The following is a 16,239-nucleotide window of genomic DNA, read 5'->3' as shown; positions in this document are numbered from 1 at the left end:
TGAGGGTGCGCCCTCGCCAGCCCCATGTCTCGCGTGAGCCTATCGCCGTCGCGTCGAGCGTCGCTGCTGCTGTGGTGTGCATTCCGCGCATCCGCCTGGCGGTGTCCGGCTCAGGTTCCGAGTACATCAACGACCCTTCGGAGTACGTCCGGAGACAACGGCGGTTGGCCGACGGCTTCGGCGGCCCGCATCCAGTGTTCCGGGTTTCCCGTCGACAGGAGCACGCGCTTCACCCCTGGGGCTGAAGCAACGACTGCGAGGGCGGTCTCGGCAGGGGTCTTGCCAGGGGTGATCAGCTCGGACAGTTCCGGGGGCACCAGGCCAGGGATCTCGCCGCCGTGGAGCGGGGCGGAGGCGAACACCTCCAGTCCCGCAGCCAGGGCATCGGCCAGCGGGCCGTGTCCGTCGAGAGCCTGGGCGACGGGCGCAAGGTGGACGAGGGAGACCGGGAGCTGGATGGCCCACAGGTGATGATCCGGTCCGCCGGCCTTGGTCGCGAGTTCGATCAGCGTGGGTACGTCGAAGAGCCCGCTACTGAAGCCGCGCCAAGTCGCCACTCCGTAGGCGCTGATGATCTGTTGGCTGCACGCCTCCTCCAGGGCCAGGAAGGCGTTGGAGAGCCGGCCGGTGATCTCGCCGTCCGGGCAGGAGTGCTCGGGGTTGTGCACGAACACCAGGTCGGGTACCCGGCCGAGCATGAGCCTGCTCCGCGCGAGCTGCCAGGTGATGTAGTCCGGGGTGAGACAGTGCCCGCCCTCGGCGTCCGCCGGGGACAGGGCACCGGCTCGCACACCGATGTGCCCGGCGCCGGCCGGGACGAAGCCCACCTTGGTGGAGACGCACAGATCGGGGTAGGCAGCCAGAACCACGGCGAGCGACATCTCCGCCCGGCCGACTGCGTAGTTGGGCGCTGTGTCCACCCAGCCCGCACCACTGGAGGCGGCCATCAGCGCGGCCTCGGCTACATCGAGGCAGCGGTAGGTGCCAAGGCCCAGCCGGGCAGTCATCGTGGGCCTCCGACCGCGGCGGCCTGGCCGTCGACCAGCTCCGTCACGACAGCGGCCGCCTGGCCGAGAGTGATGTGTGCGGCCTGCGCGAGATCGGCCAGCCGGTGAGGTTCCCCGTCGGCGAGGAGCGCGAGCATCGGCTCGGCCTTGGCGGCAAACGTCCACTCCTCACCTCCGGCGGTAAACCGGACGGTGCCGTCGGGCATGGCCGCGAGCGCGGGCCGCGTGGTGACCAGGTGTACCTGCAGGTCGGCATCCGGTGGGGCCGCCGTGATGTGGGGCAGCGACGGTGCGAGCCGGGCTCGCTCGGTGGCGTCGCGAGCGGAGGAGAAGCGGGTGAGCAGGTCGTCGCTCTCCAGCTCGGTCGCGATGAGCTTGCCGATCGTGTCGAGGAAGGCGCGCTGCTCCTTGGCGGCCGCGAGGCGTGGGACATCCGCTCGGACGGCCTCGTGGGCACGCAGCATCTCCGACAGCCAGGTGATCAGATCGGCGCCGGTTGTGCTCTGCAGCCCGCACGTGACGTGCAGCGAGTGCTGGCCCTCGGAGGCGGCGACGGCGTGCCACCAGCCCCGAGGCAGATAGAGCACATCGCCGGCGGTGAGGACCAGATCGGCAAGGGGCTCTTCCGGCGGCGGCTCCGGTGTCTCGACGTCGCGGTGCATCGGCACCGTGCGGGTGGGGCCGTAGATACGCCAGCGCTTCGCGCCGTCGAGCTGGACGACAACCACGTCGTGATCGTCCCAGTGGACGCCGAAGCCTTCGATGCCGGTCCAGGAGGCGTACAGGTTGGCCTGCACGCCGGTCCGCAGCCGGCGCTCCAGCTGGCCGGCCAGAGCACCGATTCCGGGGTGCAGTTCGTCAACGGCGTCCAGGACCAGCGTGGCGCCCTCGGCGAGACGCTGGTGCAATTCGGAGGGTTGGAGCTGGTGCCAGATGGTGTTGCGCCGGGTGGTAATCGGCCGGGAGTACGTGTGCGCGGGCAGCTGCTCCCCGTTGGTGGCGAGTCGCAGGCGAGGGGGTTCGAACCGGTGGTGGGTCAGGATGGCGTTGAGGTCATCCCAGCTCATGAGTCCAGCGAGTGACGCGGCTTCACCGCGTGCGACCTTGAAGCTGCGGCCGAGCGTCTGGGCGAGGAAGTCATCCCCGCCCAGATGCTCAACCACCGAGAAGTGCTCGGCGGTCATCGTGATGCAGCCGTCAGTCGTTGGTGTCGGTACGGCCGGTGGAGCCGCCGTCCGACCCCTGCTCGCCGCGCGAGCGGGCCGCGGTGACCTTCGCACGGGCGACCAGCAGGCCGTCGCCCTCCAGGTCGGTGTTGGCCGTCAGGTTCTCGGGCATGAAGCACTCCTTCGGTTTCATGGGGCGGGCCGACTGCCCGGCCCCGTAGTGGGTGCAGCGATGGATCCGTTGCCAGGGCAAGCCGTTGGCAAGGAACCTCAGGTGCTTGTGCCGCGTGGCTGTTGACCAGCGCGGCCACCTGCATCCCCCCAAGCCCGCGTCGGGGCGGGAGGAAGTCTTGTCAGGCACTGGTCGGGACGACGTCCCGTGCCTCCGGGGCCGCGGCCCTCACCAGCACGGTGAGTCGCTCGTCGCCCGAGACGGCGGCGGTGGTGCCGACCTCGAACCAGATCCGTTTGCCAGCGGGGTCCGGCTCGGCGCCCCAGTTCGTCGCGAGCGCTGCCACCAGGAACAGCCCGCGCCCGTCGGTGGCGTCGAGATCGATCCGGCCGGCAGCCGGGAGTTCGTGGCCGACGTCCGTCACCTCGACGCGCAGCCGTTCACCGTCCCAGGACACGCACACGACGCACGGGGCGTGGGTGTGGGACACGGCGTTGGTGATCAGCTCGCTGGACAGCAACTCGACATCGCGGAGCGCGTCCTCGGCCAGCGGCAGGTCCCAACCGCGCACGGTCCGTATCACCCGCCGCCGGGCGTCCGGCACGGCCTCGGCAGTGGGTAGCACGCGAAAGCCGAACGGGGCGGGCGGAGTGGCTTGGCGAGTGGCGACGGACATGAGCGCGGACCTTTCACCGGGACGAGGTCGGCAGCGGGCCGATTCGCGCCGGGATTCACCCGGCAGGTATCTACGGAACCGTCTCCAACGCCGGTGAACCAGAGCAGAATTGAAGCGGCAACGAGGCATCCGTGCTGCAAACCTGGGCATGACCAGGCCTGTTATGGCTACAGACGAACTGACGTACTTCTGGAGGACGCGGGATGGCATCCAGGAGGTCCCGGCTGATACAGCGCAGGGAGGCTGTCGGCCACACCCAGGAATCCCTGGCTGAAGCCCTCGACGTGGACCGTACGACCGTGGGGCGATGGGAGAGCGGTAGGGGTGCCCCACAACCCTGGATGCGGCCGAAGCTCGCCCGCGCTCTGGAACTCTCGGTCGATCAGTTGGCCGACCTGCTGGCAGCACCCCCTGCAGTCGCCGAAGTAGTTCCACCGCCCAGCAGCGTCGGCGACGCCTCGACTCCCGTGCCTGCCCGGCGCACGGACCACGACAACGATCTCGTAGTGGCGGTGGCAGCCGACTCGGCAGAGTCCGCGCTCTTCCTTCGCTTCGCGAGCGCCTCCAACGTGGACGACATGCTGCTCGAACAGATCGACGCGGACATCGCGAGGCTGGCAGGGGACTACGTGAGCAAGCCGGTGTCCGAGCTCTTTCACGACATCGGAACCCTCCGGCGAGGAGTGTTCGACTTACTCCAAGGCCGCCAACACCCTTACCAGACAAGCCATCTCTACCTGCAGGCCGGACGCCTCTGTGGCCTGGCCACCCATGTCGCCCTCGACCTCGGCCAGTACGCAGCTGCGGCTACCCATTCGCGAACGGCCTGGCGCTGCGCGGAGTCAGCCGGCCACAACGGTCTCCGGGCCTGGATCCGATCCGTCCAGTCCCTGATCGCCTACTGGCAGCAGGACCACCGCCAGGCCGCCGAGCTGGCCAGAGCCGGACTGCCGTACGCGGACAGCGGGACGATCGCCGCCCGCCTGCTCAGCCTCGAAGCACGGGCCACCGCCGCGCTCGGCGACAGCGCGAGCGCGCTACGGGCCGTGGAAGCGGCCGCGGTGGCGCGGAGCACAGCAGCCGCCGTGGATCTTCCCGGCGTGTTCACGTTTCCCGAGGCCAAGCAGTGGACCTACGCCGGCACCGCCCTCCTGGCCTTGGGCAGCCGGTCGTATGTGAACCGCGCCATCGAGGCGTCCTCCAGGGCCATCGCCTTGTATCAGTCCGCACCGCGGCAGGAGCAGTCCTCCGGTGACCTGCTGGCCGCCCGCCTCGACCTCGCCAACGCCCACCTCGCCCACGGCGATCTCGACGGCGTGCAGGAGAAGCTCTCGGTGGTGCTGGACGCTGCGCCGGACCGGCGAACAGCGAGCATCTCTGCCCGACTTCGGGCCCTGAGCACTCGTCTCGCCGAGCCCGCCCACGCAGGCTCCCCGATCGTCCTGAGCCTCCGTGAGAATGTCAGAGAAGCCTGCTCCCGACCCGCACTCACGAACCCGCCGGAGCTGCCACAGTGACGAGCAACACCGCACAGCAGGACGCCGCAGTCGCCGACAAGACGATCCTCGCGAACAGGGCCTACGCCGACGGACGCCACCTGGCCGCCCGCCAGTCCATCTACCGGTGGCAACAGCCGCAGTACGACCTGCCCGGGATCGTCGTCGAGGAGCTGGCCAACACCAGCGGCACCGTCATCGACGTCGGCTGCGGCAACGGCAAGTTCGTCAGCCGTCTGCACAGGGACCGCCCAGACCTTCAGGTCGTCGGGATGGACATCTCAGCGGGCATCCTCGCCGACGTCGAGAAGCCAGTCCTGGTGGCCGACGCCCAGGCCCTGCCCTTCGCCGGCGACAGCACCGACGCCGTGTTGGCCCTGCACATGCTGTACCACGTTGGCGACATTGAGGCGACTATCGAGGAGTTGGCCCGAGTCCTCCGTCCTGGTGGCGTACTAATGGTCTCGACCAACAGCGATATGGATAAGCGAGAACTCGGTCAACTCTGGGCCAGGGCTGCAGGCGAGGTACTGGGCATCCCCGAAGGACCAGCGCGAGTCTCCCTCAGTTCACGCTTCTCGCTGGAAAAAGCTCCGAGCTACCTTCGGGCGGCGTTCAAGGAGATCCGCGTTCGGGGATTGCCAGGCACCATTGACGTGACTGACCCGGCGCCGATTATCGCGCACCTAGCTTCCTATGAAGCGTGGGCCGAGCAGTGTGGTGTCCCTTTTCATGAGACGGTCGACCGGGCCGCAGAGATCGCCGCTGGCGCCATCAAGGCGGACGGCTCATTCAAGATCACGTGCCGTGGTGGCATCCTGACTTGCAGGCGGTAAGGGGCCATGTCGGCAAAATGACATGGCGATTCCCTGGCGCCATTGCGATTATTCTGACTCATCCGGCCTCTTCCAAGGCGGAAAGAGTAGTCGTTCAAATGCTTTCTTTGCATCGCGGATGAAGTTGGCGTGGTTTTGGTAGTCGTAGTGCCACGCTTTGCCGCCTCTGCCTGTGCGGTGCCCGTATAGATTGTTCCAATCTCGACGCAGAGACTGCCAAGTGGCCCCGTCTGCTGGCTCGATAAAATGAGCCAGTCCGGTCGGGCCTGCCTGCAGTGGACGGCCTGTCCTGCCAGTCCGCCGTGGATGGTCGACGCGGGAGGCTACGTGCGGCCCGATATGTTGGGCGAGTCGGTAGTGCTTCTCTGACAGTGATTTGATAGGGCCTGAATGGAGCCGGGCCTTGAGTCGACTGTAAATGTCTGCCACTTGGTCGGGCGTGAGGAATGGATCAAGGGTCATTGTGACGCGGCTGCAAGCGGCTGTCGCGCCATGGAGAATAGATGCGGATCCCGTGTAAACGAACACCTCGGGTTGTCGTCCTGTGAGTACGAAGGTTGCCGCCTCTGATTGGCGCCACTGGTAGGTGCCCGCAATGTCCATGGAAATCTTGGCAAGATCCCCCAGGGTCCAACGAGAGTCCACCGTCAGAGCCAACTCGCGGTGGTTCGCAATGTACCAGAGATCGACGACGGGGTTTTCGCTTGGTCGGCGCGCAGTAAGAAGGGCCTCGATGTGTCGGGTTCCGTTGCTGTCGGAGGAATCGGCATTGAAGTGATCCATTATCCACTGATTCACGTCTTCCGGTGGGAGGAGTTGAAAGTCGGGGTAGTCGCCTCGCCCTGCTATCCAGGCTTCGTACTCTGGCGTGTCTTGGGGGACCAAATAGGAGCGGCGAAACCACTCCACCTTGGAGTCACTGTTTGCCCAGGCCGCGTAGATGGCAGAGAGTGCATCGATCCTCGCTGAAGCAGAAACCGTGGTTGGCCGCATCGATGGGGTTGGACCGTCCGCCCGAGTGGCAGGAGTGTGCCCGTATATGGCCATTCTCTGCTTGATGGCTGTGACAAGCTCCCGGCGGACCGCCGCACGGTCGGTGCGCTGGCTCATCGCCTCTCCGTCTCCGGCGAGGTCCTCCCACATGGCGTCGGACATCCGCCAACCCAATGCCTTCTCGACATCAGCACGGAGGTTTGTCATCTTGGCTCCCCTCAAGATGACAAACCATCCTAGGCCCGTCGACCGAAGAACGGGTGGGTAAGGAGATGTCGTGGGAATGGCCGCAGATCTGGTCTGCATGCACATGGCTGCAGGAGGGCAGTGGCTTCTCGGTGCAGTGGTTGTCACACTGGTGGCGCTCATCTGCGGCACCATCGTCATCTTGGTTCTATCGGTAGCCCGAAGCCATCGGCTTCTTGCTGTCAAGGCGCTGGCACCGGTGTTGGTGGCCCTCGTTGAACGGATCAGAAGGCAGCGTGGGGGAGCTCGCCCCAGGATTCGTGACTGATCATGGTGCTGTCGTAGGCCAGAGCGCACAACGTCGCGGGCGGACGTCCCTTCCTCGGTAGCGGGTCTGCGAGTTCTCTGCGTGAGCGGACGGGGCGGCAGGGGCCATCTGGAGGCGGATCACGTAGTCGGCCGTGTGGCGCTGACCTGCAGGTTCAGCGCCACACGACATCAGGCGTCACACCCCGTCATGATCCGAGTTCGTCTTGTAAAGCGGGGGTAGTCGGTTCGAACCCGACAGGGGGCTCTGTGTGAGGAGTGGTTGGTGGGAGTGCCCCGGGTCGGGTCAGTCCGGGGCGTTTTCGTTGGTGGGCCGGGCCGGTGGCGTCTTCAGTGGGGTGGGCGGAGCTGGCGCAGGGTCCAGCCGGGGGTGTGGGTGGTGAAGAGTTCGGCGGCGCGGCGGTAGGAGAGGCGGGCGCGGCCGGTGTGGGGGCAGCGGTCGGTGGTGGGGGTGCCGGCGGGGGCGCGGCGGTCGGTGAGGAAGAGCGGGCCGGTGGTGCGGCCGGCGGTGAGCAGGGGGAGTAGGCGGGCGGTGCCGGTCTGCCAGTGGACGGTGGTGCGGCCGGGCCGGGGGAGGGTGCGGCGGCGGGGCAGGTCGAGGTCGTCGGTGTTCAGCGCGAGGACGGTTTCGATGGCGGCGCCGGACTCGTGGAGCAGGTGCCAGAGCGCCTGTTCGCGCAGGGGTGCGCGGAGGGCGAAGAGGGCGCGGAGGTCGTCGGGGGTCAGGGGGGTGGTGGCCGGTTCGGGCCGTGAGCGGGGGTGCAGGTCGGTGGTCGGGTCGCCGTCGAGCCAGTGTTGGGCCCGCCACCAGGCCACGGCGGCGCGCAGGGTGGAGAGTTCGCGGTTGAGCGTGCGCGGGTCGGTGTCGGCGCTGCGGCGGTCGGCGGCGGCGCGCAGGCGGTGGGCGGCGTCCGGGTGGTCGAGCAGGGCGAGGGGGAGGACGGGCGGCCGGGCGCGCCGCCGTTCGGGGCCGGTGGGGGCGGGGCGGTCGGCGAGGGCCCAGGCCCAGGTGTTCAGGGCGATCCGATAGATCCGGCGGGAGCCTTCGGCGAGCCCGGAGGCGGCCAGGTAGCGCTCGACGGCAACGGCGTACTCGACCGGGGGAAGCTCTGCCATGTCGGGACTCATTCCGCAGTAAATCGGCTGGGATCGGCCACCCAGAGCATACTCATCAGGTGCAGTAAATCGCAGGTGAATGGCCATGAATGGTGATGTTTACTGCGGCAGTTGGCGCGGTCGGAAATATTGAGGCCAAAAGGCTCAACTTTTCCCCGGAAACCCTTGAACGCCACTCCCGCCCGGAGGCAGACTTGCCGCCCATGGCAGTGGATACGGAACGGATCCCGGCCCGCCGGAGGCGGCTGGGAGACCGGCTCGCCGTGCTGGGCGAGCGCGACTTCACATGGTTCTTCGTCGGCTACTCGACCTCCCTCCTCGGCTCCTCGATGGCGCCGGTGGCGGTGGCCTTCGCGGTGCTCGACGGCGGTGGCAGCGGGACCGACCTGGGGTGGGTGATGGCGGCCCGGATCCTGCCGGTGGTGCTGGTGCTGCTGGCCGGCGGGGTGATCGCGGACCGGTTCGGCAGCCGCCGGGTGATGCTGGGCTCGGACGTCGTGCGCGGGCTCGTCCAGGCGGTGTTCGCCGCGCTGCTGGTGGCCGGGCGGGCGCCGCTCTGGGCGATGGTCGTGCTGGTGGCCTTGTGGGGGCTCGGCGAAGGGCTGTTCCTGCCGGCCCTCGGGGCGATCGTGCCCGACCTGGTGAGTCGGAAGGAGCTCCTGGCGGATGCGAACTCCCTGCTGGGGCTGTCCCGTTCGGTGACCACGGTGGCCGGTCCCACGGTGGCCGGTCTGGTGACGGCGGCTCAGGGTCCGGCGGCGGTGCTGCTGGTCGACGCGGTGACGTACGGCGTCGGCGCGTTCGCCCTGGCCAGGCTCAGGCTGCCCGCGCGGGTGGCGAACGCGGACGGCGGTGAGGAGTCGATGCTCGCCGACCTGCGGGCGGGCTGGTCGGAGTTCGCCTCCCGGCCGTGGTTCTGGATCACCACGGCGCACATGGGGCTGTTCAACCTGCTGGTCTGGGCGCCCTTCCTGGTCCTCGGCCCGCTCACCGCGCGGCAGGAGCTCGGCGGCGCCCGCGCCTGGGGCCTCGTGATGGGTGTGTACGGCGTCGGTGCGGTGCTGGGCGGGCTGTTGATGCTCGGGCGCCGGCCCGGCCGACCGCTCGCGGTGGCCACCGTGGCCACGCTGGGTTGGGCGTTGCCCTCCGGCGCGCTGGCGGCCGGCGCGCCGCTGCCGTGGGTGGTTGCCGGCGCGCTGGTGGCGGGCGGCGGTTCGGCGGTCTGCGGGACGCTGTTCAGCACGACGATGCAGCACTGGGTACCGCCGGAGGTGCTCGGCCGGGTCAACTCCTTCGGGGCGCTGGGCGCGTTCGTCCTGGGACCGCTCGGGCTGGCCGCGGCCGGTCCGGTGGCCGGTCGGATCGGGGTGGAGAAGGTCCTGCTGCTCGGCGCGGTCTGGCAACTCGCCTCCTGCGCCGTGGTGTTGGCGGTTCCAGCGGTACGGAACCGCCGCTGGGAGGGGGACGGTGGCCGGGAGGGCGAACATCACGGCGAGCGGGAGCGTTGACCGGACGGGCGAGCGCCCCAGGAAGCAGGACGGGCGAGCGTCCCAGGAAGGGCGAGCGTCCCAGGGAGGGGGGCGGCCGCGGCGAGGCCCGCCCCCGACCCGCCCCCCGAACGGCTCCGGGGCGCACCCCCGGCCCCCGGTGCGGCCCACCGCGCACCGGCCCCGGCCGGCCCCGGAGCGCTGCCCCGCCCGGCCGCCGCACCCCCACAGCCCTGTGGCGGGCACGGCGGCCGGGCCGGTCGTACCGTGGAGGGTGCGGGGGTGGACGGAGGAGGTTGCCATGCCCGGTTCGCTCACCATCAGCCACCACGAGTCCGCGGTCACTCTGGACCACACGGACGCCGAGCGCCTCGCCACCGTACTGGCGGAGCTGGCGTACCTGCTGGAGATCCCGGGGCCGAACCGGATCAACGACGCCCAGCTCACCCTGCTGTGCGAGGGCCGGGCGCCGGACCGCGCCGAGCTGTCGCACTGGTCCCGGGCGCTCGCGGCCGAGCTGAAGGGGCGGCTCTGACGGTCCCGGTGCCGGGCGAGGCCGACGAGGCGCCGCGCCGCCCGCCGTACGATGGCGCGCGGGGCGGACGGGTCGCGAACGCCCTGCGGGCGCCGGGATGGCCGGCGGCCGGCCCGGCGGAGGGTGGGGGCCCGAGCGTGCCGCAGTCCTGGTCGATGTCCTGGCTGACCGTGGAGACACCGCTACCCAGCGGTCCGATGCACATCGCCGTGACGCCGCTGGGCGTGGCGGCGGCCGGGTACGGCGGCCGGGACGGCGAGCTGCCGCCGTGCACCGACGCGTCGAAGACCGCCGCTGTCCGGGAGCGGATCGGCGCCTATCTGGCGGGCCGCAGCCACGAGTTGGGCCTGCCGATCGACTGGAGCCTGAGCTCCGGGCCGCACCGCACCGTGCTGCGCACGCTCTGGCAGGAGGTGCCGTACGGCCGGACCATCACCTACGGCGAACTGGCCGCCCGTAGCGGGGTGTTCGAGGACGTGGCCGAGCCCGGCCTGGCGGCGCGGACGGTCGGCCAGATGATGGCCGCCAACCCCGTCGCCCTGCTGGTGCCCTGCCACCGGGTGGTGGCGGCGGACGGGATCGGCGGCTTCGGCGGCGGCCGGGTGGGGATCGACGTGAAGCGCTGGCTGCTCACCCTGGAGGGGGTGCTGGAGCCGACCCTCGACTGGAACGGCCCGCTGTAGCGGCAGCCCGGGCGGGCGCTGCCAGGCAAGGCCCGCGGTCGTGCCCGCCCGGGCCGCCGCTGCCACCCGAGACCGGCCATAGCGCCCCCGGCTACCGCTGCCGCACCAGGGAGACCACGCTCGGCGCCCGGCGCGGCCGCACCGGCTGGATGCCCGAGACCAGCGTGTACTCGACGCCGTGCACGTCCGGCTCCACCCCCGTGGGCTCCGGCCGTTCACCGAGCGCCAGCCGTACGGCCTCCCAGGGCAGGTTGAGGCCGCACAACCGCAGTTGGTGCAGCCCGGCGGCGGGCCGGGTGTTGACGTCGATCACCACCGGCCGCCCGGCCAGTTCGCGGAACTGGACGTTGGACAGGTACGCCATCCCGCTCGCCCGGACCAGCTGCCGGACCGGCTCCAGGTACCGCGCGTCGGTGGTGAAGCCCCGGCGCCGGCCCTCCTTGGTGCGGCCGACCACGGTGAGCGGGCGGCCGTCCCGGTCGGCGAGGCAGTCCACCGAGACCTCCGGCCCGTCCAGGTAGGGCATCACCAGCAGGTCGACCGGGTCGATCCCGGCATTCCCCGGACCCGGTCGGGCGGACAGGGCGGTGGCCACCTGCTCGACCTGGACCCGGTGGTCCCAGCCGTTCAGCCGCCGAGGCCCGTACGGCTCCCGGGTGAGCACCCGGAAGCCCGCTCCGCCCGCGCCGGTGGTGGGCTTGAGGCAGGCGGTGTGCCCGGCGGCCTCGATCCGGTCGACGGCGTCGAGCAGTTCGTCGGCGGTGCGGACCCGCCACCAGGGCGGGGTGGGCAGCCCGGCGGCGGCGATCGCGCGGTAGCCGTCGGCCTTGCTGGCGTACGTGGCGATCGCGGTGGCGGGGGGACAGAGCAGGGTGGTGCCGATCGCCTCGAACTCGGGCCTGGCGAGGGCGATGGCGAGTTGGTGGAGCTGCGGCAGGAAGACGGTTATGGAGTGCCGGGCGCAGTAGTCGAGCGCGTAGCCGACGTAGGCGTCGGCGGGCAGGTCGGCGGGTTCCAGGGTGCCGTGGTCGGCGGCGGCGAGCATCGGGGAGTCGGGGTCGGCGTGGGTCGCGTGGACCGTCACCGGGCGCGGGGCGGTGCGGAGTTGTTCGATGAAGAAGATGTTCTCGGCGTAGGTGCGGTTGAACCAGACGCGTGCGGGAGCTGTCAAGACTGCCTCCCCGGGCATGGAGTGACGGAAGGTCAGGGTCCGGTCCCGGCCGTGCTCGTCAACTGGCCTGGCGGCCCTGTGGGGTGGCACCTTAGCGGCCGGTTCCTCGGGCCTGGGCGGGAGGGGCGTCGCGCGCGAGGGTGTCCGGAGGCGACCTCGGAGGGGGCGTCGATGGGGGAGGATGGGAGGCGACGCTCCGATGAGTTCGATTAATCAGTCGAACAAATATCGATCGGGTGATCCAGTCGTACTATTTGTTCGGCTATTCCGACCACTCGAATGAGTGATTGCGGCATACCGCCGAATGGGCGCACCATGAAGCTGCAACATGAATGTGCAAGGCGACACTTTCATCGGGCATGCGAAGGGCTCCCCTTATGTCGACCGAAACCAATGCCGGTGTTCCCGCCCCGGGCGGGCAGCCCGAGATCCGGCAGCAGCAGAGTCTGAGCACGGCGGGTGCGCGCAACCTCGCCACGACCACCAAGTCCGCGCCGCAGATGCAGGGCATCAGCCCGCGCTGGCTGCTCAGGATGCTGCCCTGGGTGCAGGTTTCCGGCGGTACCTACCGGGTCAACCGCCGCCTGCGCTACTCGGTCGGCCGAGGTCGGGTGAGCTTCGTCAAGACCGGTGCCGAGGTGCGGATCGTCCCGCCGACGCTCGCCGAGGTGCCGGTGCTGCGCGGCTTCCAGGACGAGGCCGTCCTGGAGGAGCTGGCCGGGCGCTTCGTGCAGCGGGAGTTCTCCGCCGGCGATGTGCTGGTCTCGGCCGGGACGGCGATCGACGAGGTCTTCGTCATCGCGCACGGCAAGCTCGACCGGATCGGCACCGGCAAGTACGGCGAGGAGACGGTGGTCGGCACCCTCGCCGACGGCGACCACCTCGGTGACGAGGCCCTCCAGCAGGAGGACGGCGCCTGGCCGTACACCGTCCGGGCCGCCACCTCCGGCACCGTGATGGCGCTCTCCTGGCCCGCCTTCCAGGAGCTCCACGACCGCTCCGAGGCGCTGCAGCTCCAGGTCATCGAGTACCTGAACGGCTTCCAGCAGGCGCAGAACAAGCACGGCGAGGCCGCGATCGACCTCTCCGCCGGCCACCAGGGCGAGTACGAGCTGCCCGGTGCCTTCGTGGACTACGAGCTCAGGCCCCGCGAGTACGAGCTGAGCGTCGCCCAGACCATCCTCAAGGTGCACTCCCGCGTCGCCGACCTCTACAGCCAGCCGATGAACCAGACCGAGCACCAGCTCCGGCTGACCATCGAGGCGCTGCGCGAGCGCCAGGAGCACGAGCTCGTCAACAACCCCGAGTTCGGCCTGCTGGAGAACGCCGCGTACGACCAGCGGATCCAGACCCACTCCGGCCCGCCCACCCCGGACGACATGGACGAGCTGCTCAGCCGCCGCCGCAGCACCAAGATGTTCCTCGCCCACCCCAAGGCCATCGCCGCCTTCGGCCGGGAGTGCAGCAAGCGCGGCCTCGTCCCGGGCACGGTCGAGGTGGAGGGCAGGCACGTCACCGCCTGGCGCGGGGTGCCGGTCTTCCCGTGCAACAAGATCCCGGTCATCGGCGGGAGCACCACCTCGATCATCGCGATGCGCGTCGGCGAGGACAACCAGGGCGTCGTCGGCCTGCACCAGACCGGAATTCCGGACGAATACCAGCCGAGCCTTTCGGTGCGGTTCATGGGAATCGACGACAAGGCCATCATTTCCTACCTGGTCAGCGCCTACTACTCCGCCGCGATTCTGGTGCCGGATGCGGTCGGTGTCCTGGAGAACGTGGACGTCGCGCAGCGCTAGGGCCGGACGGCCACGCAGCACCGGAGCCCGACAGCCGAGCAGTGCTGGAGCCGGACGGCCACGCAGCACCAGAAACCGGGCAGTCACCAGAACCCGGCAGTCACCAGAACCCGACAGTCACCAGGACCGACCGGGCCGGTCGGAATCGAAGCCGCGCCGCCCGGCCGGGGAGCCCACACCCCGGCCGGGCGGCGTGCCGCGGCACGTCCGGAAGCCGGGCCGGCCATCCCACGGCCGGCACCTCACACCAGGCCGCCTCACGGCAGGCCGACAGGGGGAGAAGACCCATGACGAGTCCCACGCTGGAGCGGGATCACAAAGAGGGGCACGAGGCGGCGGACGTCCTCGCCCGGGCCCGCACCCTGGTCGACCCGGTCCTGCGGGCCGCCGTCGACTCGCTGCCGGGCGCGATGCGCAAGGTCGCCGGCTACCACTTCGGCTGGTGGGAGGCGGACGGCTCGCCCGCCGAGGCGCCCTCCGGCAAGGCGATCCGGCCGGCTATGGTCCTCGCCGCCACCCAGGCGCTCGGCGGTACGCCCGCCACGGCCACCGCCGCGGCCGCCGCCGTCGAGCTGGTGCACAACTTCACCCTGCTCCACGACGACGTCATCGACCGGGACGAGACGCGCCGCCACCGGCCCACCGCCTGGCGGGTGTTCGGCACCACCGAGGCCATCCTGGCCGGAGACGCCATGCACTCGCTGGCGCTGCGCCTGCTCGCCGAGGACGACCACCCGGCCGCCCGGAGCTCCGTACGCCGGCTCACCGACTGCGTGGTCGAGCTGTGTGAGGGCCAGCAGATCGACTGCGCCTTCGAGCAGCGCAGCGATGTCTCGCTCGCCGAGTGCCTGGCGATGGCGGAGGCGAAGACCGGCTCCCTGCTCGGTGCCGCCTGCGCGATGGGCGCCCTGTACGGCGGCGGGGCGGAGGAGGCCGCGCAGGCGATGGACGGCTTCGGCCGGGAGATCGGGCTGGCGTTCCAGCTGATCGACGACCTGATCGGGATCTGGGGCGATCCGGCGGTGACCGGTAAGCCGGTGGGTGCGGACCTGGTCGCCCGGAAGAAGTCGCTGCCGGTGGTCGCGGCGCTGGGCTCCGGCACCCCGGAGGGGGACCGGCTCGCCGCGCTGTACGCCCTCGAACGCCCGCTCAGTCCGGAGGAGTTGGCGCACTGCGCGGCGGCCGTCGAGGGCGCCGGCGGGCGCGGCTGGGCGCAGGGCGAGTCCTGCGAACGGATGGCCGCGGCGATGGCGCAGCTGGCCACGGCCGTTCCGGAGCCGTCTGCGGCCGACGAACTGCTGGCGCTCGCCGAGCTGGTGACCCGCCGCACCCACTGACCGGGCTCGTCGGGAGTGGGAAGTCGGCCGGCCCGACGTCCCACTCCGCAGGCGTCCGCCCCGCACCGGTGGACAGCCCTCAGGCGTCCGCCCCCGCACCTGCGGCCAGGCCGCAGGAGCCTGCCCCGTGCCTACGGCCAGGCCCCACCCGTGCCCGTCGAGCACCCGCCACCGGCCCTCAGCCGAACGCGGCCAACAGCCGCTGCTCCTTGGCCGGTTCGATGCCCTGCCGCACCTGGGCCTCCGTGCGCCCCTTCCGCCCCTCGGCGTCGGTGTCCTCGGCCGGGCCGCGGGTGCGCAGCCACTCCCAGGTGTCCCGCGCGGTCTCGGCGAACGGGCGGCAGCGCAGCCCGGCCGCCTCGGCCCGGGTGGTGTCGGCGAGCCAGACGCCCGCCATCTCGGGCAGGTCCGGTGCCCAGAGCGGGAGTTCGGTCCACGGGTCGACCTTGTCCGGCCCGTCGGCGAGCAGCGGCGCGTCCTCGACCCAGGCCAGGCGGGTGTCCGCGGCGCCGGCGATCTCCCGGCAGGTCTCCAGCCACTCCCCGAAGGTGAGCCGTCCGGGCGGCGCCGTGGTGATGTAGCGGCCCGCCGTCCGGGCGGTCAGCAGGTCGAGCCCGAAGGCGGCGAAGTCCCGGACGTCGATCACCTGCATCGTCCGCTCCGGGTCGCCAGGAGCCAGCACCTTCCCGCCGCGGGCCATCCGCTCCAGCCACCAGGGCAGCCGGCCGCCGTTCTCGTACGGTCCGATGAGCAGCCCGCTGTTGAGGACCAGCGACCGCTCGGCGCCGAAACCCTCCAGCACCGCGCGCTCGCAGCCGGCCTTGAGGTGGGTGCCGAGCGGCTGGTCGGGCGGGGTGTCGGCGGGGCAGGGGTGCAGCGGCGAGTCCTCGGCGATGGTCCGGGCGGGCCAGTCGGTGAAGGCGTGCACGGAGGAGACGAGGGTGTAGTGGTGGGCGCGTTGGCGCAGCAGCCGGGCGGAGATCGCGGCCTGGGCGGGCTGTTGGGCGGAGGTGTCGACGACGGCGTCCCAGGTGCGGCCGTCGACCAGCCGGGCGAGGTCGTCGGCGCGGTCGCGGTCGCCCCGGACAACCTCGACGCCGGCCAGGTCGTCGGCGCTGCGGCCGCGGTTGAAGGTGGTCACCTCGTGGCCTCGGGCGAGCGCCTCGGAGGCGTAGGCCCGTCCGAGGAAGGACGAACCGCCGAGCAGAAGGATCTTCATACCGGTCACCCTCTCCCGGCCGCCCCGGTCGCA

General features: G+C 70.7%; 15 protein-coding genes. 7 read left to right on the top strand and 8 right to left on the bottom strand.

Annotated features, from left to right (window positions below):
• Positions 1–110: 110 nt before the first annotated feature.
• From P3T27_RS07600 to P3T27_RS07585, 4 genes are all read right to left on the bottom strand, one after another.
• Complete coding sequence (locus P3T27_RS07600) at positions 111–1,007, bottom strand: aldo/keto reductase (protein WP_280675564.1); 897 nt, start codon at positions 1,005–1,007, stop codon at positions 111–113.
• A complete protein-coding gene (locus tag P3T27_RS07595) occupies positions 1,004–2,191 on the bottom strand; it encodes a cupin domain-containing protein (RefSeq protein WP_280675562.1) in 1,188 nt (395 codons plus the stop codon). Before P3T27_RS07595 ends, P3T27_RS07600 begins: the two co-directional genes overlap by 4 nt.
• 13 nt (positions 2,192–2,204) lie before the next feature.
• Positions 2,205–2,345: a hypothetical protein gene (locus P3T27_RS07590; protein WP_280675560.1), complete on the bottom strand. Its 141-nt coding sequence runs from the start codon at positions 2,343–2,345 to the stop codon at positions 2,205–2,207.
• Between the two features lie 181 nt (positions 2,346–2,526).
• The gene (locus P3T27_RS07585) at positions 2,527–3,021 is read right to left on the bottom strand and encodes an ATP-binding protein (protein ID WP_280675558.1); all 495 of its coding nucleotides are present in this window, start codon (positions 3,019–3,021) and stop codon (positions 2,527–2,529) included.
• Positions 3,022–3,224: 203 nt separating this feature from the next.
• Here P3T27_RS07585 and P3T27_RS07580 point away from each other — a divergent pair, with 203 nt between their 5' ends.
• Both P3T27_RS07580 and P3T27_RS07575 read left to right on the top strand, forming a co-directional pair.
• Positions 3,225–4,538 carry a helix-turn-helix transcriptional regulator gene (locus tag P3T27_RS07580; protein WP_280675556.1) on the top strand — a complete coding sequence of 438 codons (1,314 nt, stop codon included), beginning with the start codon at positions 3,225–3,227 and terminating at the stop codon, positions 4,536–4,538.
• A complete protein-coding gene (locus tag P3T27_RS07575; protein ID WP_280675554.1) occupies positions 4,535–5,353 on the top strand; it encodes a class I SAM-dependent methyltransferase in 819 nt (272 codons plus the stop codon). The genes P3T27_RS07580 and P3T27_RS07575 overlap by 4 nt, the downstream gene beginning before the upstream one ends.
• A gap of 48 nt (positions 5,354–5,401) precedes the next feature.
• Here the strand turns inward: P3T27_RS07575 and P3T27_RS07570 are convergent, their stop codons facing one another.
• The gene (locus P3T27_RS07570) at positions 5,402–6,553 is read right to left on the bottom strand and encodes a hypothetical protein (protein WP_280675552.1); all 1,152 of its coding nucleotides are present in this window, start codon (positions 6,551–6,553) and stop codon (positions 5,402–5,404) included.
• Between the two features lie 636 nt (positions 6,554–7,189).
• Positions 7,190–7,975: a hypothetical protein gene (locus P3T27_RS07565; protein WP_280675550.1), complete on the bottom strand. Its 786-nt coding sequence runs from the start codon at positions 7,973–7,975 to the stop codon at positions 7,190–7,192.
• Between the two features lie 203 nt (positions 7,976–8,178).
• Between P3T27_RS07565 and P3T27_RS07560 the strand changes: the two genes are divergently transcribed.
• The 3 genes from P3T27_RS07560 to P3T27_RS07550 all read left to right on the top strand — a co-directional run bounded on the left by P3T27_RS07560 (position 8,179) and on the right by P3T27_RS07550 (position 10,680).
• Positions 8,179–9,483: an MFS transporter gene (locus P3T27_RS07560; RefSeq protein ID WP_280675548.1), complete on the top strand. Its 1,305-nt coding sequence runs from the start codon at positions 8,179–8,181 to the stop codon at positions 9,481–9,483.
• 280 nt (positions 9,484–9,763) lie between these two features.
• Positions 9,764–9,997 (top strand): hypothetical protein, encoded by a 234-nt coding sequence (locus P3T27_RS07555; protein ID WP_280675546.1) that lies wholly within the window; start codon positions 9,764–9,766, stop codon positions 9,995–9,997.
• Positions 9,998–10,134: 137 nt separating this feature from the next.
• Positions 10,135–10,680 (top strand): methylated-DNA--[protein]-cysteine S-methyltransferase, encoded by a 546-nt coding sequence (locus P3T27_RS07550; protein ID WP_280675544.1) that lies wholly within the window; start codon positions 10,135–10,137, stop codon positions 10,678–10,680.
• 91 nt (positions 10,681–10,771) lie between these two features.
• Here the strand turns inward: P3T27_RS07550 and P3T27_RS07545 are convergent, their stop codons facing one another.
• The gene (locus P3T27_RS07545) at positions 10,772–11,851 is read right to left on the bottom strand and encodes an ATP-grasp domain-containing protein (RefSeq protein WP_280675543.1); all 1,080 of its coding nucleotides are present in this window, start codon (positions 11,849–11,851) and stop codon (positions 10,772–10,774) included.
• Between the two features lie 377 nt (positions 11,852–12,228).
• On the opposite strand from P3T27_RS07545, the gene P3T27_RS07540 reads away from it, so the two are divergent.
• Both P3T27_RS07540 and P3T27_RS07535 read left to right on the top strand, forming a co-directional pair.
• Positions 12,229–13,650, top strand: coding sequence for a family 2B encapsulin nanocompartment shell protein (locus P3T27_RS07540; protein ID WP_280675541.1), 1,422 nt, complete (start codon positions 12,229–12,231; stop codon positions 13,648–13,650).
• A 287-nt stretch (positions 13,651–13,937) separates the two neighbouring features.
• Complete coding sequence (locus P3T27_RS07535; RefSeq protein WP_280675539.1) at positions 13,938–14,987, top strand: family 2 encapsulin nanocompartment cargo protein polyprenyl transferase; 1,050 nt, start codon at positions 13,938–13,940, stop codon at positions 14,985–14,987.
• 178 nt (positions 14,988–15,165) lie between these two features.
• Here P3T27_RS07535 and P3T27_RS07530 read toward each other — a convergent pair whose 3' ends face one another.
• On the bottom strand, positions 15,166–16,206 hold the full coding sequence (locus tag P3T27_RS07530) for an NAD-dependent epimerase/dehydratase family protein (RefSeq protein ID WP_280675536.1): 1,041 nt from the start codon (positions 16,204–16,206) through the stop codon (positions 15,166–15,168).
• Between the last annotated feature and the right edge of the window lie 33 nt (positions 16,207–16,239).

Origin of the sequence: Kitasatospora sp. MAA19, assembly GCF_029894125.1 — a bacterium.
Classification (GTDB): Bacteria; Actinomycetota; Actinomycetes; order Streptomycetales; family Streptomycetaceae; genus Kitasatospora.
The sequence above is the reverse complement of the archived record's forward strand: the minus strand, read 5'-3'. Positions and strand labels throughout refer to the sequence as shown.

What these genes read in the sequence shown, in the direction of transcription:
- P3T27_RS07600 (WP_280675564.1), bottom strand. Translation starts at nt 1,007, where the DNA reads ATGACTGCCCGGCTGGGCCTTGGCACCTACCGCTGCCTCGATGTAGCC.
- P3T27_RS07595 (WP_280675562.1), bottom strand. Translation starts at nt 2,191, where the DNA reads ATGACCGCCGAGCACTTCTCGGTGGTTGAGCATCTGGGCGGGGATGAC.
- P3T27_RS07590 (WP_280675560.1), bottom strand. Translation starts at nt 2,345, where the DNA reads ATGCCCGAGAACCTGACGGCCAACACCGACCTGGAGGGCGACGGCCTG.
- P3T27_RS07585 (WP_280675558.1), bottom strand. Translation starts at nt 3,021, where the DNA reads ATGTCCGTCGCCACTCGCCAAGCCACTCCGCCCGCCCCGTTCGGCTTT.
- P3T27_RS07580 (WP_280675556.1), top strand. Translation starts at nt 3,225, where the DNA reads ATGGCATCCAGGAGGTCCCGGCTGATACAGCGCAGGGAGGCTGTCGGC.
- P3T27_RS07570 (WP_280675552.1), bottom strand. Translation starts at nt 6,553, where the DNA reads ATGACAAACCTCCGTGCTGATGTCGAGAAGGCATTGGGTTGGCGGATG.
- P3T27_RS07565 (WP_280675550.1), bottom strand. Translation starts at nt 7,975, where the DNA reads ATGGCAGAGCTTCCCCCGGTCGAGTACGCCGTTGCCGTCGAGCGCTAC.
- P3T27_RS07560 (WP_280675548.1), top strand. Translation starts at nt 8,179, where the DNA reads ATGGCAGTGGATACGGAACGGATCCCGGCCCGCCGGAGGCGGCTGGGA.
- P3T27_RS07555 (WP_280675546.1), top strand. Translation starts at nt 9,764, where the DNA reads ATGCCCGGTTCGCTCACCATCAGCCACCACGAGTCCGCGGTCACTCTG.
- P3T27_RS07540 (WP_280675541.1), top strand. Translation starts at nt 12,229, where the DNA reads ATGTCGACCGAAACCAATGCCGGTGTTCCCGCCCCGGGCGGGCAGCCC.
- P3T27_RS07535 (WP_280675539.1), top strand. Translation starts at nt 13,938, where the DNA reads ATGACGAGTCCCACGCTGGAGCGGGATCACAAAGAGGGGCACGAGGCG.
- P3T27_RS07530 (WP_280675536.1), bottom strand. Translation starts at nt 16,206, where the DNA reads ATGAAGATCCTTCTGCTCGGCGGTTCGTCCTTCCTCGGACGGGCCTAC.